The following is an 18714-nucleotide window of genomic DNA, read 5'->3' on the forward strand; positions in this document are numbered from 1 at the left end:
TGATTGTATCCTCCACTTCATCAATTTGTTCTTGATATAATATCCAATACGTCTGCATCAGTATATAGCTCCCCATCTTCAAAAACGTCTGCAATTACATCGAAAGCCTCTGCCTTAGTTTCTAGTTGTCCTAATTCATTCTTTAAGCTATTTACGTTAATATTGAATTTAACTTTCTCTCCTGTAACTAATGCGTTTAATTTTCTATTCAGATAACTTTTTAATTTGTTTACGTGTTCATACGCCATAACTAACGCTCCTCTTTAGGTTTAAATACTACGATCGCACTTGGAAACGGCGCACTGTTTGACGCCCCCCGAATTTGATACGACCTTTTAAAAATTTTATGTTATATGCATTGTTAAAGATGTAATCGTGCCAATACGTCGTGTCTGTTCTTGCTGGTATCAAACAAACAACTGTTGCACCTTTAACACTTTCCTCATATGCTTTCTTAATCCAATGTTTTATGTTGCGTCCATATGGTGGATTCATGAAAACTATATCTTTAGACCAATCTTTCGTTAAACCGTCGTCTTCAATAGTGAAATATTTATCACATTTAGCATTTTCATGACTTGCACACGGATCTAAGGTGAATTGATATTTTTCATTCAACTCGTCGAATAAGTATTGAGGTGTATACCACTCGTTCGACTTCGAACTAAAGTGAACGCTCATTCTTTCTCCTCCTCTACGCTTGCGTATCTTCACTACTTAAAAAATTATATTCACTATCAATGCTGTACTGCTTGATTTCTTCAAATTCCTCTTTAGTGATGTTTATGCTGTTGTCATTGCTATCGTAAATAGTGTATGTGCCATCTGTTTGTATTTCTTTTATCTTGACCATATTTAATCCTCCTTAATAAATGTGTAGTCCTCATAAGCTCTCAGAACCGTTTCTACGCCCACTTTTACATTTACGTATGATTTAACCCTCAAAATTAAAATTAAGGCTCTCTACGGTACCCCCAGTGGCTAAATGAGGCATATGGTTTTTTAAACCAAATGTTATCGCCAACCTGCAATTCATGAAATAAAACTCTATCCATTTATCCGACTACCTTTTTAATAAAGATGTCATTCTCCATAAGATGTTTGCACCACTTACCACGAGGGTGTTTTTGAGGCACGTTGAACAAGTGAGGTTTCTTACGTCTAAGTTCTTCCATTCTTCGTCTTTGGATACGTTCTTTTAAACTTTCGGCTTCTTCCATTTCATTTAATCGTTCCATTCTTTTTAATTTATCCCATTCCTTGCGACGCATACCTACTGGTGCTTCTATAGCTTCGTTGTAATCCCAACCTTTTTTAATTCTTTGTCTAACAACGTAAATATCGATAAAGTTTTCTTCCATTTTCTTTTCATCTTTTTCAGTCATCACAAAAGTTTGTTTGCCTACTCTGATATTTCTCATTTACTCCACCTCAACTAAATCTATAAATTCAAAGTTCTCGTTCATCAATTCTTTTTCTGGGTTCTCCGCAATCACATCGAGTAATTTCTCTTTTTCATCTTCTACAGTAGTATACTTATTAAGCCATACCGGAAACTTGCATTTGATTTTCACTGTAGCGTTTACCGTGACTGTTTCCTCTCTAGGTTCAGTCATTCTTCTCCCTCTTTCTCTTTCGTCTGACTTTGATTAATTCGTCATATTCAATCCATTCAAGACCTGTATATTTAGGTGCTTTACATATCCATGTGAGCTTGACGTCAGGATATTTATATCTGAACAACTTAGCTTTCAACTTTGCTGTATCTGTTGCCATTCCTTTAACATCTATCACTTCGACTAGCTCTCCATCTAGGTATAAGGCAAAGTCTGCAATGTATTCTGTCTTGCGTTGTTTACCAAACTTAGGAATTAACTCGTACCTTGGTTGTAGTTCTATTCGGTTGTAATACACACCATTCATCTTGTTTTCTAAGTGTTTATAATAGTCACATTCGACTGCGCTATCGAATACTATTCCGTTGTATTCTGTTTTCTTAGCGTTGTATTTACTCATATGCCACCTCAAAATAAATAGTCATCAATCGTGGTTTGTTGTTGTAACTCTTCCTTGCGATACAATTTATATTTACGTTTTAACTTGTTAAGCTCTTCTTTGGTTACATTGCCATTGAACACCTTTTGAAAGTGCATACCTGCATAATTACCAATGTTGAATACATCTTCTGCTAAAGGTATGACACTGCACATTTTCCAACCGTCTATGGTATATAAGTAATATTTGTCTTTATATCCCTCACGTAGTCCCATCACTACACCTCCACAATCGGTTGTCTGTAAGCTTTTTCTTCTAATTTGCTATTAATTAAGTTGTTCAATTCCTCATCATCTTTCGCCCAATCAATCATCTTTTGAGCATACAGATCACTGCATTTCAATATCTCTATGATGTTTTCTTTCGTTACCATGCGTCACGCTCCCTAAAGTCATCGCCTAGCACTTTTACTGTTCTAGCGTTATGTTTCATTCTTGAATTGATACGCTGCCAATTCATATCTTGATTTAAGTGTTTATCACTAAAGTTAGTAGTAAAGATGTTATTTTTGCCTACTCTGTTATCTACTATGCTAAATAGCTTATTGAGTGTATGTTCTGTGTTTTCTACGCCTACATCATCAAGTACAAGCAAGTCTATATTGCTTAATAACTTAACGAGTTCGTCCGTCGTCTCAGTCGCATTTTTGTTGTAAGTCGCTTTAATACGTTCCATAAGCATTGGAATGTGCATAAACGCCACCGAATAACCTTCATTTTTTATTGCCTTTGCTATGGCATAGGCTAGATGGCTTTTTCCGGTACCATATGAGCCCTGTAATATTAATGACTTAGGTTTATCCACTGAGAACGTTTTGACGTACTCTATAGCCGTATTTTTAGCGTGTGTTTGTTGTTCGTTTTGTGGTTTGTAACTGTTAACCGTTGCTCCTTGTAATGAATGGTTAACAGTGGATTGATTAAAGATATTGTTAATATATTTTTGCTTACGTTTTTTCTCTGCCTCTTTACCAGCTTGTATCATTGTACAGTCACAACCATGTCTGAATTCATGTCCGTTGCTAAATTTGTAATAGTCGTAACGATTTCCGCATTTCTCACACTTTAAGTCGTGTTTTTCTTCTACAATGTTTCTATTGGGCTTTAGATTTCTGGCTAGGCTTTCCATTGATTGCATTCAATCACTCCTAATCCCAGTAGCTAGGGTCGTACTTCATTCTTTCAAGTTGATCCATGCCACTAGGTTGTGTTTCTTGATTAAGATATCCTTCAAATTTAGTACCAAATAACGTTTCAGGTCGTAGATACTTTTCTTGACTTGTACCTAACCATTCTGAAGTTTTAATATCGATAACTTTTTTGAAGTCATCTAATCTAAAATCTTCGTTCCAACGTGCTTCTATAAATCGTCTCGTCTTACCAGTAGTGTGTTTATAATTTTTATTTGTTTTACCATTTAGGTAAGCAACAATTCCTTTATACGGTATAGGTTCCACAGTCGACGAAGGAGACAATATATTATTGTTAGAAGTCTCTGAAGAAATCTCTGTGAAATCTCTGGTATTGGTCGGGTCATTTTGACCTTTTCCATCGTTCCATTTTGACCTCATCGTCGGGTCATTTTGACCTGATGGTCGGGTCACCAATTTATTTAAGGTATCATAATTGATTGAATACCATTTTGTTCTATCAAAACCGGCTTTATTGTAATTACCGACAAATATTAATTTTTGTTTCTCTAAACTTGTTATTGTTCTTTTTATCGTGCTTTCGCTCCAAAAAGGGAATTGCTCGATCCATTTAGGATAGGAGTTGTATATCCAACGTTTACCATCGTGTTTGTGATTGCTGTTATTTAACCAATAGTGCATTTGTTGTAGTACAATCGCTTCATTAAGTCCTATCTCAGTTGCTAACTTAGGTAATACAAGTATTGGATAATCATCGATTAGTAGATTACTCATGTTTCATCACTTCCATACAATATCCATTCAGGCGTAGTGCTGAATTCCTCTGCCATTTTTCTTATTGTTTTCATTGGTGGTAACTGCGCTCTATTTTCCCAACGACACACAGCTAATCGTCCTACGCCTAAACGCTCACCAAATTCAGATTGGAGCATATTAGCATTTAATCTTATTTCATTTATGCGTTGAGCGATTTTCATTCTATCCTCTGGTCTAATCATTATTGATCGCATTTGTTTTCTCTCCTTTCAGCATTCGGTTGAGCCTACTATCAACATCCACCCAACTGTCCTGTAATTTGTATTTCTCATTGAAACTATTCATGCCTATGTTGTGCTGTTCTCGATGGTGGCTTGAACATAAAGCTAATACTTTGTTTCCTATATGATTAATCTTGCGTCTGTTACGTCCTCGTCCTACTGCTTGATAATGTGCGAGTTCAGCTCTTGGCTTACCACAAATGACACAGTTACGATTGACTGTTGACCAGTAAAGGAATGACTTATCATTTTTAAGCAGGTCACTCGTCTTATAATTAAGTGGAATATTGTTATGGAATATCCAGTCGAGAATAACTTCTATAACTTGTTTAGCTTGTTCTCTTGTGCAATTACTTAATGAGAGACGTTTTTCGTAGCCGTAGAGGACTTCTACGTAATCCATGAACAAATACCTCATATAGTCACGAGGCTGTCCCGTATATGCTTCTATGTCGTTGCAGAGAGCAAATATCTTCCTTCGTTGTTTGCCAGTGATAGAGTTTGGATCTATCACTGAACAATCAACATCAACAGGTTGGCCTATGTTTAATAATTCAATAGCTTGTTCTGGCACTTCTACACCAGTAATCACAGCATCATACAAACCATCTTCTCTTTGGTTATATTTGATAATCTTCGACACTTATATCAACCCAATCAGAACGGGAGATCTGATTCTTGTATATCAATAGGTGCGTTCGCATTTGCAAAAGGATTGCCGTTGTCATTCACACTTGGTTTGCCTGATTGCTCATTACCTTCATTCTTTTCATTCTCTTTAATGCCAACCTTTTCATATACTGGAGTTCCATCAAATTTCCAAAAACGTTTTAAAACTGTGTTCCATTTTTCTGTATAGTCGTTATATTTACGTTCAAGTTCGATGTTGATTGGTTTTCTTATTACATCTCTTTCCGTAAAGCTAAAGTGACCGTTGTTATCTTGGATTCCGATTACTTTTAAGAATGTGTATAACCAGTTTTTAGCGAAATCATTAGAAGTATCGCCGTTAGCGTAGTGAGTGAATTCTCCTTCTTCTTTATGTGAGAATGTGATCGCTAATTGTGGGTGTCCGTTTTTAGACTCTTTACTTTCAAAGTTTTTGATTTTCACGCTATATTGACCTGGTTGCATGTAGTTACCTAATTCTTGTGCGCCTTGTAAATTTAAATTGAAGTTCATAATTTTATACCGTCCTTTTAATTAATTTTTAGTTTCCATTTCTAATTGCTTCTACTACGTCTGTAATGCTAGGGTTTGCAAATTTCTTATTATTAATTGTTATATTGCTTGCATGTCTAATTTTTGTTTCAAACAAGTTAGAGGGTTCAGCATTAAGCACATATTCATATGACTTTTGACCGTTTTCCTCATGTTCTTCGATAGTCATTCTTGCTAGAACATCTGATTGACTTACAACCGCTTTTCTTATTTGATCTTGTGCTTCAATCGTGATAGTGGGATTAATCGTGCTGCCTTCATCGTCTTTATCTTTGTTGATACCTTCATGACCACTTATCGCTAAATGAAATTGATATTGTTCTTGTAACTTAGAAACATATCTGTACATATGCACAATGCGTGTTGCACACTCTCCCCAATCATTAAATGTAGGTTTCTTAGTCTTACCGTTCATGATGTCATCTATAGTGATGTCACGAAGTTTTTGTATCGTTTCGATTACAATGACATCGATTTTCTTTCCGTTATCTCTAAGTTTTTCGATAATTTGAGGTAACATTTTTATTACATAAGCAAAGTGTTTGTAATTTTTTATCTGTATAACTGCACCGTCTTCAGTTACTGTTGTTCCATCTTCATTAATATCAAGCACAAGTGCGTTGTTATCTTTGGTTAAAAAGGTTGTTTTACCTGTACCGAATTTTCCGTAGATAGCGAATTTATAAAATTTGTTAGCATTTTGTTTGCTGATATCTTTAACCCCTAGTTGAGTTAGGATATCTTGCTCTTGTTTTTCTTCAGTCATACTCAACCTCCTCATATATATCTTGTTCTATGTGCGTACGTTTGATAGCTTTGTGTTCAGTCATATCTATTGAACTTCTATCTATTCCGTTGAATTCCTTAGCATCTCTGAACTCTGTTGAGTATTTAATCGCAGGGAAATTATGGCTAGGTATGTTAGTGATATATAGATCGTTATCTTTACGCTTGATGATATATGTCACTGTCTCTTTCATTAGCGATTCACACCTTTCTCTAAAATGTTGATTGATTCTTCCATAGTTTTAATTGTTTTATCTAAACGAATACATGATTGTATTTGTTCTGTATAATCTTTTCTTAACTCTGCGTATCTATCGCACATATCCTCGTACTGTCTATTTAAGAAATCATAATCGCTACGTAAAAAATCTAACTGAACAGATTTGGCAATAAGTTGAGAATATTCTTCTTTAGGCAATCTAATTGTGATAAACTCTTGCATTTCCTCTCCTCCAAAGGTATATTTAAGTTATTAATTAATTTTTAAATTGTTTTTGTTTCGACTGTTAGACGTTGGCGCGTCTTTCAGTCTTTTTTATTTTTAACCACTCATTCCAAAAGAATGTACTTGCGATAAAAACTAAGATTGCAACGCCTATAATTGTTGTAAAACCACCTCCAAATAGTAATGTGATGATCATTGCGAGTATCATAGTCATGTAGCTCAATAGGTATTTCATTTAAAATCCTCCTTTATAATGCCGTTTCCGATATCAATATATTTTGTTTAATAAACTCGATTCCTGGTTTAATCTCGATGTAACGTTTATGATTCTTTCCGAACCGATACATACAAGATTGTTGAAACTCTTTATTTGAATAAACGTGTTTTTCTAAGTCGTTCTTAGAAATGCCACTCACTTTTACAAATTTGTTTGCATCTGCAAATCCGATGTATTCCATTATTGTTCCTCCTCTTCGTTAGGCTCAAATATTGGTTGAGGCGCGACACTGATTTCAATATCTAAACCTATATAGTCTAGGTCTTTTGTCTCTTCCTCAATTTGCTCTACTGCTTGTTTGATATCAGATAATTTTGCTACTCCGTGTTGAATTTTTAAGTTTTCCATTTTTTATCCTCCGTTAATTTGTTTTAGCGTTTGGTATAATCACCTGTGGAGGTGATATTAATGAGTAAAATTTATTTCGACCCTCAACAGTTTGCAAATGCATATTTAAGCACTCAAGAGTTCAAACCAAGTAATTATGAAAGTGAACAAGATATGCTTGATGAAGCGTTTGCCGTATATTTAATGGCGTTTGAACACGCTAGAAAATATGTTGAGAAGAACCAAAACGACGAGTAGTTTTCGCATTTTCATTATTCGTAAAGTTAATTGTCGTTTTCCTTGTATTTACTTCAATCTTCATTACCTTCCAAGTCACAACTGCCATTGTGATGAGGAGGGTTGTTTTGTATAAGCCTTGCATTGGATTTCCTCCTTTAAGTTGTTTGTTCGATTGTGGGTAAAATATCGTTATCTTTTAGCAAGTTGTATAAGAATATGCGTCCTTTCTGTGTCCACTTAGTGTGTAATCTAAAATCTTCAGTTCCGTCTTTCTTTGTGTAGTGGTGAGGTTCCGATGATGTGTAGCCTTTATCATGATATTTTGCGTACAAGAACCACTGACCTGATTGTTTAAATTGGATTTTTAATTCATGCAGTAGTTTGTTGAATGCTTGACCAGACATTCCGTAATCTTTTGCTATCGCATTTACAGTAATAAGTTTTTTACTTTTTAATATTTGGTCGTAATAATCTGCTTTAGGTTTCAATTCTCCTATTTGTTGGCTTTGCATTTGATTTTCGATTTGCAACTGTTGTTTTTCTTTTTGTTCCTCTATCCAAAGTTCAGCACGTTTGACTGGGTCCTCAATCATGTAACTTGCGACAGGTTGTGCGATTTGACGTTCCATTTCGTTAAATTTATTAATGTAAGCCATTTTGAAATCGTTGTGACCTTGAATGTTGAACATGTATAAAGTGAAACCGTCTTTAGTTAGTAGGTATTCTTTTCTTGTTTCGCCTTTATTATCTTTATAATTGCTAGGTATAATTAACGAGCCCACATTTGGGTCGGTTAAAATTCTCTCTAAATCTCTAATTACATGGGCGTGTCTTTTTTCTAACTCTTGAGCAATAACTCGACTAGAAACGACTGCTCCTAATTCTGAATTGTTTTCAATTTGTATTTTTTGTAATGTTTGCATATTGCTTATGCTCCTTTCTGCTATACTCCTATTTAGGAGGTGATATTATGGAATTGAAATATGAACTAATTCGACAAGTTCTATTAGTTGTCGAAAGTAAGAAAGACTTAAGAAATTTTCTAGACCTTGAAGATATATATGTTGATATCGATTCAGATAGATATTCTAAAGACGATGTAGCTTACACACTGTTAAAGTCTAGAGATGCTGGTTTAATCGATGCTCAACCTATAAAAGGTACTGAACTTTCTAGTTTTATGATTGGTCATCTTACATTCACTGGTCACGAATTTCTAAATAGTGTTGCAGATGATACAGTTTGGGAAGAAACTAAATCAAAAGCATCTAAATTAAAATCGGTCACTTTACCTGTCCTTCAACAATTGGCAGTATCTATAATGAATAAACAGTTAGGCTTAGAGTAATTTGAATTCCTTTCCATCAATTTGTGCATAAAAGTTATTTTTGATGATAGGAAATTTACTTTCTAAATTTTTGTAGTCATCTAAAAGGGTTTCGCTTTCAAAAATAGGTCGTCTATTATCCTCTTGATCATAGTAGTAATAGATGACTTTTTTGTTTTGTTCGTGCATTTGTTATCCTCCTTATTCGAAATCGTCGATAGTTAGTTTTGAAATTCTTCTTTTGTATAAATCTAAATACATGTCTTTAAAATATTGATAATAAAGAACGGCATCTTTAAATTCTTCTTCGCTCAAATCAGAGTTTTTTGTAACACCAAACACCGCTAAAGTAAGTTTTCTAATATGGTCGTGGATGTGATCGTCACAAACTTTACCGTTAAAATAATCATTTCCACCACACGGAAATTTCTTTAACGACAACGGCTTATAATGACTTCCTCTATAAGGTGTTTTGATTAATTTAGTAAATTTAATTTTTTCATTTACGTTTCTAATGTCATCTTCTTGAAGTCTTACATCTGAAAATATCGACATCGGTTTGATTGGTCTAACACCGTCCAACCTTTTACTTATTTCTTGTTGAACAATTTCAGCAAGTTCTTGTTTTGTTAATATGATTTGTTCCATTTAAGCCCCTCCTATAAGTGTCTTTTATGACACTAATTCTTCAAAAAAAATATCGTTCATTTGTTCTCTAGTTAAATTAAGAACCTTGACAATAGTTTTTATTTCTTTAATGTCGAATTCTTGTTCTCCTCTAATCCTACTATAATAGGCGCTTTTAGAAAGTTTTAAACCATGATTATTTAACTCTTTTAAAAAATCATTCACATGCATTTCTTTCATCGCCAAAGCAGAATACAGCTTTGCTTTGTTCATTATTTAACACCTCCGTGTCTTTTAGGATACTTCAATAATACACGTTTATTACAAGTGCGTCAACACAAAAGTGTCTAAAAATACATTTTTATTTTTATTTCCTATATAAGTGTTGCCTTTAAGATACTTTAGTGCTATATTTAGTACATACCAATTAGGAGGAAAATTAACATGAAACCCGACATTAAAAGTAGACGTAAAGAATTGAATTTAACTCTAGAACAAGTTGGAGATTTAGTAGGCGTTGGAAAATCAACAGTGAGAAAATGGGAAACTGGCGATATTGAAAATATGAAAAGAGATAAAATAGTAAAACTTGCAAAAGCTTTAAAAGTATCTCCGTCATATATTATGGGTATAGAAGACGAACAACCAACTATCGAAACCCTACCAGTCAAAAAGATTCCAGTTGTTTCTAAAATATCTGCTGGCTTACCTATCTATAGTGAAGAAAATTTAGTTGATTACATATACTTCGCTACTAAAAATCTTAATTCTGACAAAGAAGAATTTGGTTTGAGAGTGTCTGGCGATAGCATGGATAAGATTTTCCAAGATGGAGATATAGTGGTAGTTGAAAAGGACTCGGTAGTAGAAAATGGTCAGTTAGGTGTTGTTATGGTTAACGGCTATAACGCGACTGTTAAACGTATAAGATATAATGGTGACCAAATTATATTAATTCCAGAATCAAATAATCAAAGTCATTATCCACAAGTTTATGGTAATAATGACGAAGTTAAAGTCGTTGGCAGAGTTGTAGCGAGTCAAAAGTTATTTTAAACATTCAATAGAGTGTTTGAATATAGGAATATTAATTAAAGGAGTTTTAAAATGAAATTTAAATTATTAGGAACTGCAATATTATCATCAGCATTAGTATTAACTGCATGTGGACAAGATGGGGATAAGTCGAATAAAGATGATAATAAGAAGTCTGAAAGTAAGTCAGATAAGAAGTCAAACGATCCAAAAGAAAATAAAGATAAAAAATCAGAAGACAATAAAAAGAAAGATAGTAACAAAGATAAAGGTCAACCAAGTGAAGACACACAACAAAATGAACAGTCTAATGAGCAACAAACTCAACAAAATAATACACAGAACAATTCAAATCAAATTAACCAACAACAAAACAATCAACAGGCACAACAATCTAATAGTAAAGAGCCTACAAAAGAAGAAATCGCAGAATGGGATAGACAAAACGTCAAGGGTGGTACCGATTACGGTTTAATAGACCCTAAAGAAGATAATGAGTCTTCACAATCTCAAAATGAAGAACCTGATGAATGGGTTAAAGGTCAAGAAGAGTGGGCTAACGCTAACCAATCACAAAAAGAAGAAATACGTAAGCAAGACGCAGAAAAATATGGTTATGAATATGACCCTAAAAATTACGAGGAATAACAATCCGCCCTTTTTTCACTACGGCAACTACGCTATTACATTTGAGCCGTTGAGAGTATATGGATATAAAAATATAGAATAAAGGAGGTTGAGGGATGGAAGGAAATAAGAGGGAAGTTTATAAATCATTTTTAAAAACTACAACAAAATTAGTTGATATTTATGATAGTGCTAATCTACAGAATCGAAAAATAAAGTATTTACCAGAATGGTTAGAATTTTATACAAGTCAGTTATTAGAAGAAAACAATAACAAACATAAATTATACTCAACGTACAAAAGAGGCACTATTATCTATGTAAATTTAGGTAGTAATATAGGGAATGAATTTTCCGGTAATCATTTTTGCATAGTTCTGGATAAAAAAGACAATCCTAAAAAGAGTACTGTTACAGTTGTACCTTTATCATCTAAAAAGTCCAGTCATTATACGCAATTAACTTCATCTATTTTTGATATTACTATAGACGAATTAAATAAAAAGGCAATCCAATTAATTGAAGAAGCTGATAAAACGGAAGATTTTGCTAATTTGGTGATGGATAAACATGAAAATTATATAAAAAGTAGAGCAGAAAGAACTGCACTATTAATTAAGTACAAATATTTATCAGAAGAGTACATAGCTAAAGAGTTTGAAGAACTTGAAGTTCTGATAAAAAAAGAAGCTAAAATATTCAAAGAAAGAATATCTAATTTAAAAAGTAGAGCTGAAAGTATCAGTCTTGTACGAAAAGTTTTTGAAAGACATAAAAACAAACAATCTTTTGCAAATGTTTCTGCAATAACTACAATAAGTAAAAAAAGAATTCAAAAAATTAACAGTGAAGATCCTACAGGAAAAATCAGAATTAGCACTGATGATTTAAAGAAAATTGAGAAACAAATAATAATCAGATTCATAAAAAGTTGAAATTAAGGGTAACATTTGGTATATTTATATTAACAATTCGCGGTGAAATCCCGCTTTCTACTAAATTATAGTAGCTCATTCCCGGTAACCATTCCGATTGACCAGATGTTAATTCATCTGGTCTTTTTTATTTTTTTAGGAAAGCAAGAATCCTTCACTTATTCCCAACAATTTATAGAATTTATTGTTAGTGAAATAAAAAAGAATCCAATAAAATTTGTGGATAGTTTAAGAAATAAAAAAAGATAACCCCAGGCACATAGGAATGCTCAGTGCTTTTGCACCTACCCCATTTTGGGACCCAGCGTTAATCCTTCTCGAGTTATCTTAAGTATAGTATAAGTTACATTGATTACTATTTCAAGAATTATTTATCGGGTAGTTAACCTACCCTTATTATTTTTTACTTTTTTTGAGGAGGAATAGGCAAAATGGCAACATTTACAGTTAATAAACGTAAAAATAAAACAAGTTCATCGTGGCAGTACGACGTTAAACACCCTACTTTAAAATCGGGGAAGAAACGTAAGTCTGGATTTAAAACTAAAGCAGAAGCCACTAATGCAGCACAACAATTAATTAGAGATTTAGAAGATGGAAACTACATAGAAGAAAGTAAAAGGTTTGTTGATTATTATAATGACTGGATTGAAATTAAAAATAAGAAACAGTTATCTACCAAACAATTTTATTGGTATGAAAGAGCTATCAAGTTATTTACCGAACACTTCGGAGAACACATGTTAGTGAAAAATATTACTCGAACAGATTATCAGAAGTTTTTAAATAGCTACGGTAAAGGGCGTACAGATGAAACAGTAAGAAAAGTACACGGATGCTTAATGAGATGTATTAGAGATGCAGTTTATGATGGTTATTTAAGGAAAGACCCTACTTATAATGTGACTGTTAATGGAACTGAAAATGCGAAAGATGAAAAATTTAAATATATAACTATTAAAGATTATTTAGCAATGATGGATTATTTCAAATCAAGAAATGAAGAGAGTTATATATTTCTATATATATTATCGATAACCGGTGCAAGATATAGCGATGTGATCAACATGACGTACAAAGATTTAAATAAAGCACCTGGAGTCGTTCATCTTCCCGGAACAAAAACGAAAAATTCAAAACGAAATGTTGAAGTTAATCCAAAAGATATTACACATATTAATACAAAATTATCAAAATTGCCTCGTCGTATTAATGGTAAGTTGTTTAACGTTAGTCATACAGCGATTGCTCAATCATTTAGACATACTAAAAGTGTTATAGGTTTAGAGGATGAAAATATCACTCCTTATTCACTAAGACACACGCATACTTCTTATTTATTGTCTAAAGAAATACCAATTGAATATATAAGTAAACGTTTAGGGCATGCTACGATATCACAAACACTAGACACGTACTCACATCTATTAGAAGAACATAAAAAAGAGCAAGGCCAACGTGTCAGAGAATTATTCTCTTGACACATATTTGACACTTACTCTCTTAAAACCCTGTCATATCAAGGGTTTAGTACGGAAACGGAGGGATTCGAACCCTCGCGCCGCTCTCGCGACCTACACCCTTAGCAGGGGCGCCTCTTCAGCCAACTTGAGTACGTTTCCATATGGCTCCGCAGGTAGGATTCGAACCTACGACCGATCGGTTAACAGCCGATAGCTCTACCACTGAGCTACTGCGGATTAATGTTATTTTATGTATCTCTATCAAGCACAAATATTATTATATCAATCTTGTTGAGTTTTTCAAGAGATATCTTAAAAAAATATACGGAACATTTACACTAATTTAATATTAACGTTCCGCATATTTTAAAAATAAACACACGAAGTTCAAAACAATTATTAATATTAAAATGCTAGAATTTACGGCTATTTTTCTTCAAAAAGAGAGTATCTAGATAAAGCTTCAAAAATATTTAATGAGGATTGATTATAGTCAATAGGTTGCTCAGGATCATTTGATTTCATACGCGCTTGCTTATCGACCATGTAGTAATAAATAATTGCATTCGTATATTGATGCCATAAACTATGATACGAAACATTTAATATAAACGATTCATTATTAGCAAATGTGATTTTACTTTTACGATTTTTAAGTTCTTTAATACTTTCAATATAATGCATGTTAATCCATATATTTTCTTCTTGTCGATCAGAATGAGTTGGGAAAAAGTAAGTTGGAAATAAAGGAGTAAGTAAAATAGGTGGTTTACTAGTAATACCAGTAATTCGATTTGTTTCAGACTTCTTGCTCAAATAGCTATTACCATAAAATTTGCAAGACCTTTCAATAATTCTTTGTACTTTAAAAGGACTCTCCTTTCTAGTTTTATCAAATCTAATAATCTCAGCTCCTGAAGTTTGTTGATATTCATCATACCTTGGGCGAATTAACATGTCACCTTTTCTAATAACATAGATTGATTCACTAAAATTAGTCATTTGATTACCTCACTTCACAAAAATATTAATTATTGTTACTATTTTCTTTTAATAATAATAACTTAATATTAGTTTATACGAAGCATGAATTAAATCAAGTTCTACTTTTATTTTCTTTTTACACATATTTCTTTCTAAATGTCAGAATATTCATTGATTTCAAAATACAAAAACTGTATACTACTCATATATAAATAAAAAAGAAAGGTAGTGATTTTTTATGAATCATAATACTAATGTTAAACACACTACTCTCGAAGACTTTGTGACCACTGTAAACGATTTAGGTGTTGAACTCGTTATCGATGAAGCGCTAAGGGAAGCGAGAAAGAAACAGCTTAAAACGCTTATCGATGAAGCACTTGTTAACAAAAATAAGGAAAATTTTATTCAGTATACAGAAGAATATAAAAAATTGGAGGCTTTTCTCAGTGAATAATTTAGATTCGAGTCACTCATTATAAATGGTCTATTCCCTACTTAATTTAAGTTTGAGAATAGACCTTTTTAATATAATTAAGACATTAATCTAATAATTTCATATTTATCAATATCACCAAAATAGTGATAAAAGTCATAATTTGCTAATGCTTCTTCTAAATGTTCAAAGTCATGTAAGCAACCTACAAGTGCACGCTCTAACTCAGTAATATCTCCTTCGCCAAAGAAATCACCAAATATCTTAGCATGTTCTATACGACCTTTTTTAACATCCAATTTGATTTGTATGAACCCTTTTTCAAATTTTTCTTCACGCTCAAAATTATATTTAGGATTATTACCGTAATTCCACTCCCAAGTACGATATTTCTCATTGCTCAACCTTTCAATGTTATTCCAATCTTCATCAGTTAAAACATATTCTTCTACTTCATTTTCCCCAAAAATAGTTTTAAGAATAATTTGTTTAAATTCATTAATGTCTAAAGGTTCTTCTAAAAACTCATCAATATTAGCAACACGCTTTCTAACTGATTTCACACCTTTAGATTTAATCTTAGCAGGATTAACTTTCAAAGCATTTTGAACTTCGTCTAATTCACAATTTAACATCAACGTACCATGGCTGAACATTCTATTTTTCACTTTCACCATAGCATTTCCCGAAATTTTAGCTTCTCCCACTTGAATATCATTTCGTCCTGTCATTTCAGCGTTGACACCAAGTGATTGTAAAGCTTGAACAATCGGCATTGTAAATTTTTTGAAGTTGTGGAAACTATTACCATCATCATCAGTAATAAAACTAAAATTTAAATTTCCAGTGTCATGATAAACCGCACCGCCACCAGAAATACGTCGAACGACATCAATTTTATGTTGATCAATGTACGCTTTATTAACTTCTTCTATCGTATTCTGATTTTTACCTACGATAATTGAAGGTCTATTAATATAGAATAAGAAATAACTTTCCTCAGATGGAAGATTTTTAAGAACATATTCCTCCATTGCTAAGTTAAGTGTGGGATCAGTAATATTATTATTACTAATAAACTTCATAACATTCCTCTCCTTAAAAAATCTCTCTATATGCCCTTACCCTAGTTATGAATGATTTATAATAAAATTTCCAATTATATACTCATTTATGTCTTACTTTTCATAATTAAATCTGCAAATAGAGTTTTTTTAAAGATATTAGTTTATTTGTTATGTAAATTTTAGTACAATATTACCTAGCTATGATTTAAGGGAGGACTCATTATGACTGTTGCAGAAGTAGGTAATATTGTAGAATTTTATGATGGTTTAAGAGGCCGTGTTGAGAAAATTAATGACAATTCTGTTATTGTAGATTTAACAATCATGGAAAACTTTAATGAACTAGATTTACCTGAGAAGACTGTCATTAATCATAAGCGATATAAAATCGTTGAACAAGAAGGTTAATTATAATGAAAAATGTTTCTAAAGCTTTAATTTGGTTTATTATAAGTTTCATCGTATTTCACGCTATTTTATTTGTGATGTGGGGTGAACACCAAGAGTACTGGTACTTATATACTGGCATTATGCTAATAGCAGGAATAAGTTATGTGTTTTATCAAAGAGACATTGCATCAAAACGTTTATTAACTTCAATTGGGATTGGTATAATTACAAGTATTGTACTTATTATTGTACAACTTATTTTTTCACTTATTTCATCAGATTTATCATATGCATCGTTAATTAAAGAATTATCTAGAACGGGTGTTTATTTTAAATGGCAAATGCTCGTCACTTTATTGTTCGTGATTCCATGTCATGAATTATATATGAGAACGGTCTTACAGAAGGAATTAATTCGATACAAATTACCTAAATGGTTAAGCATACTTATTGTCGCAATTTGTTCAAGTTCCTTATTCATTTATCTCGATAACTGGTGGATAGTATTCTTTATATTTATAACTCAATTAATTTTATCAGCAAGTTACGAATATACTAGACGTATAGCTACAACTTCTATTGCTCAGATTGTTGCTATTATATTATTATTGATTTTTCACGGATAAAAAGCATTTCTTAGTCTTATTACTTTAGGCTAAGAAATGCTTTTTTATGAAGTAAATTTACCTCGTGTCTCGTTGATAATAGTGAGGGGGTTATTTAAAGGTTAACTTTAAAATTATTTTCAACTTTTACATCATAGTTTGTGTTTTTTAAATTATTTCTAATCAAGCCGCCCATAGTTTCTCCATACGTTTCATGAATGATTGCATCTTCTAAATATTCTTTATAGTTTCTATAACAATAATCCGTCATAGTTATTCTATACATTCGCTCACTATCTAAGTCTTCTATTTCGACCCTATGATAAGGTTCTTTATTCATATCAACTGTATAATTAAAACCTTGCCAAAATGTAAATAAAGTTTCATCTACAATCGTTAAACTCAATGTTCCCTGTTCAAATTCAATATGAGAGTAACTATATTCAATGATGTCTTTGATATTTTTACCTTTAACAGTTAAATCAACTGGTTTGTCTGGATGAGGATAAGCATCATATAAATCTCTATTACGAATGACACCGTTTAACCCTTCTTCACCATTCTTAGGTATATGCACACAAGAAATTTTGTAATCATATGCATTCCTAATACCATCATGAAGTAATTGAGCAAATGGATGAGGCTTACAAATTATCTCCTCGATACCGTTAATTTCGAGATTAAATTTATTATTAGATATTACCTCGTCTGCCCAATATTCTACAGCCTTACGATCATAATACGTTTCTTTGAGTAATAACTCATCTTCTTCATAATTATTTAAATCTATGACTTTCGATTCTATATTATCAATTTCATATGAGGTCGTACGCTTTTTAAAGTGTATGGAGAGATGAACTAATTCTTCGGCATTTTGCCCCGCTTGAACATAAACTGTCTCATGATCTTTACCAACTACAGTTTGATGTTGATGTGCGGTAATAATTAAATCTATCACACCTAATTCTTCCATAATTTTTTCAGCTTCGTTTGCATTTTGTTCATTTCTTTTGTTTTGTTTGCTAATTTTATTGAGTCCGCCATGATAGATAACAATAAGGAAATCCGGTTCCTCTACTTCATGGATATATCTAATCCATCGCTTAGCAGATAATAACGTCTTTTCAATACTGACATCATCTTCCATTTCGGCATATTCATTTTTCATAAGTCCGTCCGCTGTTAATCCGACAATGGCTATTTTTAAATCATCGTAATTTTTAATTGTATATGGCGTTGAAAAATATGGCTCTCTAGTTACCGTATACTCTATATTCGCAGATAACCATGGAAATCGAGCCAATGCAACAGATCGCGTTAAAAATGATAGACCAAATTTAAATTCATTAGGACTTATACCACTAGCATCATATTGCATAGCATTCATTAATTTAATCATTGGATGTCGCTTATAAGGAGCGACAACTGCATAATAGAAAGCAGCAAGTGAACCGGCTAAACTTCCTCCGCTATCTAATAAAATGACATGTTTATTTAGTTTACGTGCATTTTTTACGTAAGTTCCTGCTCTGTATATATTAGATCCATAATCACCATTTAAGAAGTGACTATGCATATCTGAAGTTGCGATGACATCTACAGTTATATTTTCATTCTTTTCCATCAGGCCACTCCTCTCAATAGATTAAGTTTAACATGGAAGCAGCATCGAGTGTTATT

At 32.6% G+C, this 18714-nt stretch carries 35 protein-coding genes, 2 tRNA genes and 1 pseudogene; 10 read left to right on the forward strand and 28 right to left on the reverse strand.

The window, feature by feature from the left end; all coding sequences use genetic code 11:
* Nucleotides 1-20 precede the first annotated feature (20 nt).
* From CD155_RS04440 to CD155_RS12915, 19 genes and pseudogenes are all read right to left on the reverse strand, one after another.
* A complete protein-coding gene (locus tag CD155_RS04440) occupies nt 21-248 on the reverse strand; it encodes a hypothetical protein (RefSeq protein WP_103212644.1) in 228 nt (75 codons plus the stop codon).
* Between the two features lie 28 nt (nt 249-276).
* Entirely contained in the window at nt 277-681 is a 405-nt protein-coding gene (locus CD155_RS04445) for a DNA N-6-adenine-methyltransferase (protein WP_256605076.1), read from the reverse strand.
* Nucleotides 682-694: 13 nt separating this feature from the next.
* Nucleotides 695-853, reverse strand: coding sequence for a hypothetical protein (locus CD155_RS12900; RefSeq protein WP_002469958.1), 159 nt, complete (start codon nt 851-853; stop codon nt 695-697).
* Between the two features lie 202 nt (nt 854-1055).
* Nucleotides 1056-1421, reverse strand: a complete 366-nt coding sequence (locus CD155_RS04455) for an SA1788 family PVL leukocidin-associated protein (RefSeq protein WP_103212645.1) — start codon at nt 1419-1421, stop codon at nt 1056-1058.
* Nucleotides 1422-1616, reverse strand: coding sequence for a hypothetical protein (locus CD155_RS04460; RefSeq protein WP_103212646.1), 195 nt, complete (start codon nt 1614-1616; stop codon nt 1422-1424).
* A complete protein-coding gene (locus CD155_RS04465) occupies nt 1609-2016 on the reverse strand; it encodes a DUF1064 domain-containing protein (RefSeq protein ID WP_002442307.1) in 408 nt (135 codons plus the stop codon). The genes CD155_RS04460 and CD155_RS04465 overlap by 8 nt, the downstream gene beginning before the upstream one ends.
* 8 nt (nt 2017-2024) lie before the next feature.
* Nucleotides 2025-2270 carry a DUF3269 family protein gene (locus CD155_RS04470; protein ID WP_002469995.1) on the reverse strand — a complete coding sequence of 82 codons (246 nt, stop codon included), beginning with the start codon at nt 2268-2270 and terminating at the stop codon, nt 2025-2027.
* Nucleotides 2271-2272: 2 nt separating this feature from the next.
* Nucleotides 2273-2428 (reverse strand): hypothetical protein, encoded by a 156-nt coding sequence (locus CD155_RS12905; RefSeq protein WP_002442304.1) that lies wholly within the window; start codon nt 2426-2428, stop codon nt 2273-2275.
* Nucleotides 2422-3183: an ATP-binding protein gene (locus CD155_RS04475; RefSeq protein ID WP_370444556.1), complete on the reverse strand. Its 762-nt coding sequence runs from the start codon at nt 3181-3183 to the stop codon at nt 2422-2424. The genes CD155_RS12905 and CD155_RS04475 overlap by 7 nt, the downstream gene beginning before the upstream one ends.
* A 19-nt stretch (nt 3184-3202) precedes the next feature.
* Nucleotides 3203-3979 carry a conserved phage C-terminal domain-containing protein gene (locus CD155_RS04480; protein WP_103212648.1) on the reverse strand — a complete coding sequence of 259 codons (777 nt, stop codon included), beginning with the start codon at nt 3977-3979 and terminating at the stop codon, nt 3203-3205.
* The gene (locus CD155_RS04485; RefSeq protein ID WP_103212649.1) at nt 3976-4215 is read right to left on the reverse strand and encodes a helix-turn-helix domain-containing protein; all 240 of its coding nucleotides are present in this window, start codon (nt 4213-4215) and stop codon (nt 3976-3978) included. Before CD155_RS04485 ends, CD155_RS04480 begins: the two co-directional genes overlap by 4 nt.
* On the reverse strand, nt 4196-4885 hold the full coding sequence (locus tag CD155_RS04490) for a putative HNHc nuclease (RefSeq protein ID WP_103212650.1): 690 nt from the start codon (nt 4883-4885) through the stop codon (nt 4196-4198). Before CD155_RS04490 ends, CD155_RS04485 begins: the two co-directional genes overlap by 20 nt.
* A 14-nt stretch (nt 4886-4899) precedes the next feature.
* On the reverse strand, nt 4900-5424 hold the full coding sequence (locus CD155_RS04495; protein WP_103212651.1) for a single stranded DNA-binding domain-containing protein: 525 nt from the start codon (nt 5422-5424) through the stop codon (nt 4900-4902).
* A 28-nt stretch (nt 5425-5452) separates the two neighbouring features.
* Nucleotides 5453-6229 (reverse strand): ATP-binding protein, encoded by a 777-nt coding sequence (locus tag CD155_RS04500; RefSeq protein WP_103212652.1) that lies wholly within the window; start codon nt 6227-6229, stop codon nt 5453-5455.
* On the reverse strand, nt 6222-6443 hold the full coding sequence (locus CD155_RS04505) for a DUF2483 family protein (protein WP_103212653.1): 222 nt from the start codon (nt 6441-6443) through the stop codon (nt 6222-6224). The genes CD155_RS04500 and CD155_RS04505 overlap by 8 nt, the downstream gene beginning before the upstream one ends.
* Nucleotides 6409-6691, reverse strand: a pseudogene (locus CD155_RS04510) (chordopoxvirus fusion protein). The gene CD155_RS04505 and the pseudogene CD155_RS04510 overlap by 35 nt, the downstream one beginning before the upstream one ends.
* A gap of 64 nt (nt 6692-6755) precedes the next feature.
* Nucleotides 6756-6929 (reverse strand): hypothetical protein, encoded by a 174-nt coding sequence (locus tag CD155_RS12910; RefSeq protein ID WP_172605844.1) that lies wholly within the window; start codon nt 6927-6929, stop codon nt 6756-6758.
* 13 nt (nt 6930-6942) lie between these two features.
* Nucleotides 6943-7152: a hypothetical protein gene (locus CD155_RS04515; RefSeq protein ID WP_103212655.1), complete on the reverse strand. Its 210-nt coding sequence runs from the start codon at nt 7150-7152 to the stop codon at nt 6943-6945.
* Nucleotides 7152-7319 (reverse strand): hypothetical protein, encoded by a 168-nt coding sequence (locus CD155_RS12915; protein ID WP_172605845.1) that lies wholly within the window; start codon nt 7317-7319, stop codon nt 7152-7154. Before CD155_RS12915 ends, CD155_RS04515 begins: the two co-directional genes overlap by 1 nt.
* 60 nt (nt 7320-7379) lie before the next feature.
* On the opposite strand from CD155_RS12915, the gene CD155_RS12920 reads away from it, so the two are divergent.
* Nucleotides 7380-7556 (forward strand): hypothetical protein, encoded by a 177-nt coding sequence (locus CD155_RS12920; RefSeq protein WP_172605846.1) that lies wholly within the window; start codon nt 7380-7382, stop codon nt 7554-7556.
* A 137-nt stretch (nt 7557-7693) separates the two neighbouring features.
* Here CD155_RS12920 and CD155_RS04520 read toward each other — a convergent pair whose 3' ends face one another.
* The gene (locus CD155_RS04520) at nt 7694-8461 is read right to left on the reverse strand and encodes a phage regulatory protein/antirepressor Ant (protein ID WP_103212656.1); all 768 of its coding nucleotides are present in this window, start codon (nt 8459-8461) and stop codon (nt 7694-7696) included.
* Nucleotides 8462-8508: 47 nt separating this feature from the next.
* Here CD155_RS04520 and CD155_RS04525 point away from each other — a divergent pair, with 47 nt between their 5' ends.
* Nucleotides 8509-8886 carry a DUF2513 domain-containing protein gene (locus CD155_RS04525; RefSeq protein ID WP_165764688.1) on the forward strand — a complete coding sequence of 126 codons (378 nt, stop codon included), beginning with the start codon at nt 8509-8511 and terminating at the stop codon, nt 8884-8886.
* Here CD155_RS04525 and CD155_RS12930 read toward each other — a convergent pair.
* The 3 genes from CD155_RS12930 to CD155_RS04535 are packed head-to-tail and all read right to left on the reverse strand — an operon-like array spanning nt 8878 to nt 9765.
* Nucleotides 8878-9054 (reverse strand): hypothetical protein, encoded by a 177-nt coding sequence (locus CD155_RS12930; RefSeq protein WP_165764687.1) that lies wholly within the window; start codon nt 9052-9054, stop codon nt 8878-8880. The genes CD155_RS04525 and CD155_RS12930 overlap by 9 nt on opposite strands.
* A gap of 12 nt (nt 9055-9066) precedes the next feature.
* The gene (locus tag CD155_RS04530; RefSeq protein ID WP_103212657.1) at nt 9067-9513 is read right to left on the reverse strand and encodes a hypothetical protein; all 447 of its coding nucleotides are present in this window, start codon (nt 9511-9513) and stop codon (nt 9067-9069) included.
* A gap of 24 nt (nt 9514-9537) precedes the next feature.
* Nucleotides 9538-9765 (reverse strand): BetR domain protein, encoded by a 228-nt coding sequence (locus CD155_RS04535; RefSeq protein WP_099816465.1) that lies wholly within the window; start codon nt 9763-9765, stop codon nt 9538-9540.
* A 171-nt stretch (nt 9766-9936) separates the two neighbouring features.
* On the opposite strand from CD155_RS04535, the gene CD155_RS04540 reads away from it, so the two are divergent.
* From CD155_RS04540 to CD155_RS04560, 5 genes are all read left to right on the forward strand, one after another.
* Nucleotides 9937-10548, forward strand: a complete 612-nt coding sequence (locus CD155_RS04540; protein WP_103212658.1) for a LexA family protein — start codon at nt 9937-9939, stop codon at nt 10546-10548.
* Between the two features lie 51 nt (nt 10549-10599).
* Entirely contained in the window at nt 10600-11175 is a 576-nt protein-coding gene (locus CD155_RS04545) for a hypothetical protein (RefSeq protein WP_103212659.1), read from the forward strand.
* A 95-nt stretch (nt 11176-11270) separates the two neighbouring features.
* Nucleotides 11271-12089: a type II toxin-antitoxin system PemK/MazF family toxin gene (locus CD155_RS04550; RefSeq protein ID WP_103212660.1), complete on the forward strand. Its 819-nt coding sequence runs from the start codon at nt 11271-11273 to the stop codon at nt 12087-12089.
* A 105-nt stretch (nt 12090-12194) separates the two neighbouring features.
* Nucleotides 12195-12338 carry a hypothetical protein gene (locus CD155_RS04555; protein WP_256605077.1) on the forward strand — a complete coding sequence of 48 codons (144 nt, stop codon included), beginning with the start codon at nt 12195-12197 and terminating at the stop codon, nt 12336-12338.
* A 182-nt stretch (nt 12339-12520) separates the two neighbouring features.
* Nucleotides 12521-13570: a tyrosine-type recombinase/integrase gene (locus CD155_RS04560; RefSeq protein ID WP_103212661.1), complete on the forward strand. Its 1050-nt coding sequence runs from the start codon at nt 12521-12523 to the stop codon at nt 13568-13570.
* Nucleotides 13571-13622: 52 nt separating this feature from the next.
* Here CD155_RS04560 and CD155_RS04565 read toward each other — a convergent pair.
* From CD155_RS04565 to CD155_RS04575, 3 genes are all read right to left on the reverse strand, one after another.
* Nucleotides 13623-13711: transfer RNA gene (locus tag CD155_RS04565), tRNA-Ser, on the reverse strand.
* Nucleotides 13712-13714: 3 nt separating this feature from the next.
* Nucleotides 13715-13789 (reverse strand) — tRNA-Asn (locus CD155_RS04570).
* Between the two features lie 189 nt (nt 13790-13978).
* A complete protein-coding gene (locus CD155_RS04575; RefSeq protein ID WP_002441902.1) occupies nt 13979-14554 on the reverse strand; it encodes a competence protein ComK in 576 nt (191 codons plus the stop codon).
* 220 nt (nt 14555-14774) lie between these two features.
* Here CD155_RS04575 and CD155_RS04580 point away from each other — a divergent pair, with 220 nt between their 5' ends.
* Nucleotides 14775-14993 carry an IDEAL domain-containing protein gene (locus CD155_RS04580; protein WP_070831970.1) on the forward strand — a complete coding sequence of 73 codons (219 nt, stop codon included), beginning with the start codon at nt 14775-14777 and terminating at the stop codon, nt 14991-14993.
* A 77-nt stretch (nt 14994-15070) separates the two neighbouring features.
* On the opposite strand, the gene lplA is transcribed toward CD155_RS04580, so the two are convergent.
* Entirely contained in the window at nt 15071-16057 is a 987-nt protein-coding gene (lplA, locus tag CD155_RS04585; RefSeq protein ID WP_002441899.1) for a lipoate--protein ligase, read from the reverse strand.
* A gap of 204 nt (nt 16058-16261) precedes the next feature.
* Here lplA and CD155_RS04590 point away from each other — a divergent pair, with 204 nt between their 5' ends.
* Nucleotides 16262-16447 carry a YkvS family protein gene (locus CD155_RS04590; protein WP_002433441.1) on the forward strand — a complete coding sequence of 62 codons (186 nt, stop codon included), beginning with the start codon at nt 16262-16264 and terminating at the stop codon, nt 16445-16447.
* A 5-nt stretch (nt 16448-16452) separates the two neighbouring features.
* Nucleotides 16453-17055 carry a CPBP family glutamic-type intramembrane protease gene (locus CD155_RS04595; RefSeq protein ID WP_002441897.1) on the forward strand — a complete coding sequence of 201 codons (603 nt, stop codon included), beginning with the start codon at nt 16453-16455 and terminating at the stop codon, nt 17053-17055.
* A 94-nt stretch (nt 17056-17149) separates the two neighbouring features.
* On the opposite strand, the gene CD155_RS04600 is transcribed toward CD155_RS04595, so the two are convergent.
* A complete protein-coding gene (locus tag CD155_RS04600; protein WP_070872979.1) occupies nt 17150-18658 on the reverse strand; it encodes a bifunctional metallophosphatase/5'-nucleotidase in 1509 nt (502 codons plus the stop codon).
* Nucleotides 18659-18714: the final 56 nt, after the last annotated feature.

This window comes from Staphylococcus caprae (assembly GCF_002902725.1).
In the GTDB taxonomy this organism is placed as follows: domain Bacteria; phylum Bacillota; class Bacilli; order Staphylococcales; family Staphylococcaceae; genus Staphylococcus; species Staphylococcus caprae.

Bases quoted from the DNA above. Each gene is read 5' to 3' on its own strand.
- CD155_RS04440 (WP_103212644.1), bottom strand. From the start codon at position 248: ATGGCGTATGAACACGTAAACAAATTAAAAAGTTATCTGAATAGAAAA.
- CD155_RS04445 (WP_256605076.1), bottom strand. From the start codon at position 681: ATGAGCGTTCACTTTAGTTCGAAGTCGAACGAGTGGTATACACCTCAA.
- CD155_RS12900 (WP_002469958.1), bottom strand. From the start codon at position 853: ATGGTCAAGATAAAAGAAATACAAACAGATGGCACATACACTATTTAC.
- CD155_RS04455 (WP_103212645.1), bottom strand. From the start codon at position 1,421: ATGAGAAATATCAGAGTAGGCAAACAAACTTTTGTGATGACTGAAAAA.
- CD155_RS04460 (WP_103212646.1), bottom strand. From the start codon at position 1,616: ATGACTGAACCTAGAGAGGAAACAGTCACGGTAAACGCTACAGTGAAA.
- CD155_RS04465 (WP_002442307.1), bottom strand. From the start codon at position 2,016: ATGAGTAAATACAACGCTAAGAAAACAGAATACAACGGAATAGTATTC.
- CD155_RS04470 (WP_002469995.1), bottom strand. From the start codon at position 2,270: ATGGGACTACGTGAGGGATATAAAGACAAATATTACTTATATACCATA.
- CD155_RS12905 (WP_002442304.1), bottom strand. From the start codon at position 2,428: ATGGTAACGAAAGAAAACATCATAGAGATATTGAAATGCAGTGATCTG.
- CD155_RS04475 (WP_370444556.1), bottom strand. From the start codon at position 3,183: ATGGAAAGCCTAGCCAGAAATCTAAAGCCCAATAGAAACATTGTAGAA.
- CD155_RS04480 (WP_103212648.1), bottom strand. From the start codon at position 3,979: ATGAGTAATCTACTAATCGATGATTATCCAATACTTGTATTACCTAAG.
- CD155_RS04485 (WP_103212649.1), bottom strand. From the start codon at position 4,215: ATGCGATCAATAATGATTAGACCAGAGGATAGAATGAAAATCGCTCAA.
- CD155_RS04495 (WP_103212651.1), bottom strand. From the start codon at position 5,424: ATGAACTTCAATTTAAATTTACAAGGCGCACAAGAATTAGGTAACTAC.
- CD155_RS04500 (WP_103212652.1), bottom strand. From the start codon at position 6,229: ATGACTGAAGAAAAACAAGAGCAAGATATCCTAACTCAACTAGGGGTT.
- CD155_RS04505 (WP_103212653.1), bottom strand. From the start codon at position 6,443: ATGAAAGAGACAGTGACATATATCATCAAGCGTAAAGATAACGATCTA.
- CD155_RS12910 (WP_172605844.1), bottom strand. From the start codon at position 6,929: ATGAAATACCTATTGAGCTACATGACTATGATACTCGCAATGATCATC.
- CD155_RS04515 (WP_103212655.1), bottom strand. From the start codon at position 7,152: ATGGAATACATCGGATTTGCAGATGCAAACAAATTTGTAAAAGTGAGT.
- CD155_RS12915 (WP_172605845.1), bottom strand. From the start codon at position 7,319: ATGGAAAACTTAAAAATTCAACACGGAGTAGCAAAATTATCTGATATC.
- CD155_RS12920 (WP_172605846.1), top strand. From the start codon at position 7,380: ATGAGTAAAATTTATTTCGACCCTCAACAGTTTGCAAATGCATATTTA.
- CD155_RS04520 (WP_103212656.1), bottom strand. From the start codon at position 8,461: ATGCAAACATTACAAAAAATACAAATTGAAAACAATTCAGAATTAGGA.
- CD155_RS04525 (WP_165764688.1), top strand. From the start codon at position 8,509: ATGGAATTGAAATATGAACTAATTCGACAAGTTCTATTAGTTGTCGAA.
- CD155_RS12930 (WP_165764687.1), bottom strand. From the start codon at position 9,054: ATGCACGAACAAAACAAAAAAGTCATCTATTACTACTATGATCAAGAG.
- CD155_RS04530 (WP_103212657.1), bottom strand. From the start codon at position 9,513: ATGGAACAAATCATATTAACAAAACAAGAACTTGCTGAAATTGTTCAA.
- CD155_RS04535 (WP_099816465.1), bottom strand. From the start codon at position 9,765: ATGAACAAAGCAAAGCTGTATTCTGCTTTGGCGATGAAAGAAATGCAT.
- CD155_RS04540 (WP_103212658.1), top strand. From the start codon at position 9,937: ATGAAACCCGACATTAAAAGTAGACGTAAAGAATTGAATTTAACTCTA.
- CD155_RS04545 (WP_103212659.1), top strand. From the start codon at position 10,600: ATGAAATTTAAATTATTAGGAACTGCAATATTATCATCAGCATTAGTA.
- CD155_RS04550 (WP_103212660.1), top strand. From the start codon at position 11,271: ATGGAAGGAAATAAGAGGGAAGTTTATAAATCATTTTTAAAAACTACA.
- CD155_RS04555 (WP_256605077.1), top strand. From the start codon at position 12,195: ATGTTAATTCATCTGGTCTTTTTTATTTTTTTAGGAAAGCAAGAATCC.
- CD155_RS04560 (WP_103212661.1), top strand. From the start codon at position 12,521: ATGGCAACATTTACAGTTAATAAACGTAAAAATAAAACAAGTTCATCG.
- CD155_RS04575 (WP_002441902.1), bottom strand. From the start codon at position 14,554: ATGACTAATTTTAGTGAATCAATCTATGTTATTAGAAAAGGTGACATG.
- CD155_RS04580 (WP_070831970.1), top strand. From the start codon at position 14,775: ATGAATCATAATACTAATGTTAAACACACTACTCTCGAAGACTTTGTG.
- lplA (WP_002441899.1), bottom strand. From the start codon at position 16,057: ATGAAGTTTATTAGTAATAATAATATTACTGATCCCACACTTAACTTA.
- CD155_RS04590 (WP_002433441.1), top strand. From the start codon at position 16,262: ATGACTGTTGCAGAAGTAGGTAATATTGTAGAATTTTATGATGGTTTA.
- CD155_RS04595 (WP_002441897.1), top strand. From the start codon at position 16,453: ATGAAAAATGTTTCTAAAGCTTTAATTTGGTTTATTATAAGTTTCATC.
- CD155_RS04600 (WP_070872979.1), bottom strand. From the start codon at position 18,658: ATGGAAAAGAATGAAAATATAACTGTAGATGTCATCGCAACTTCAGAT.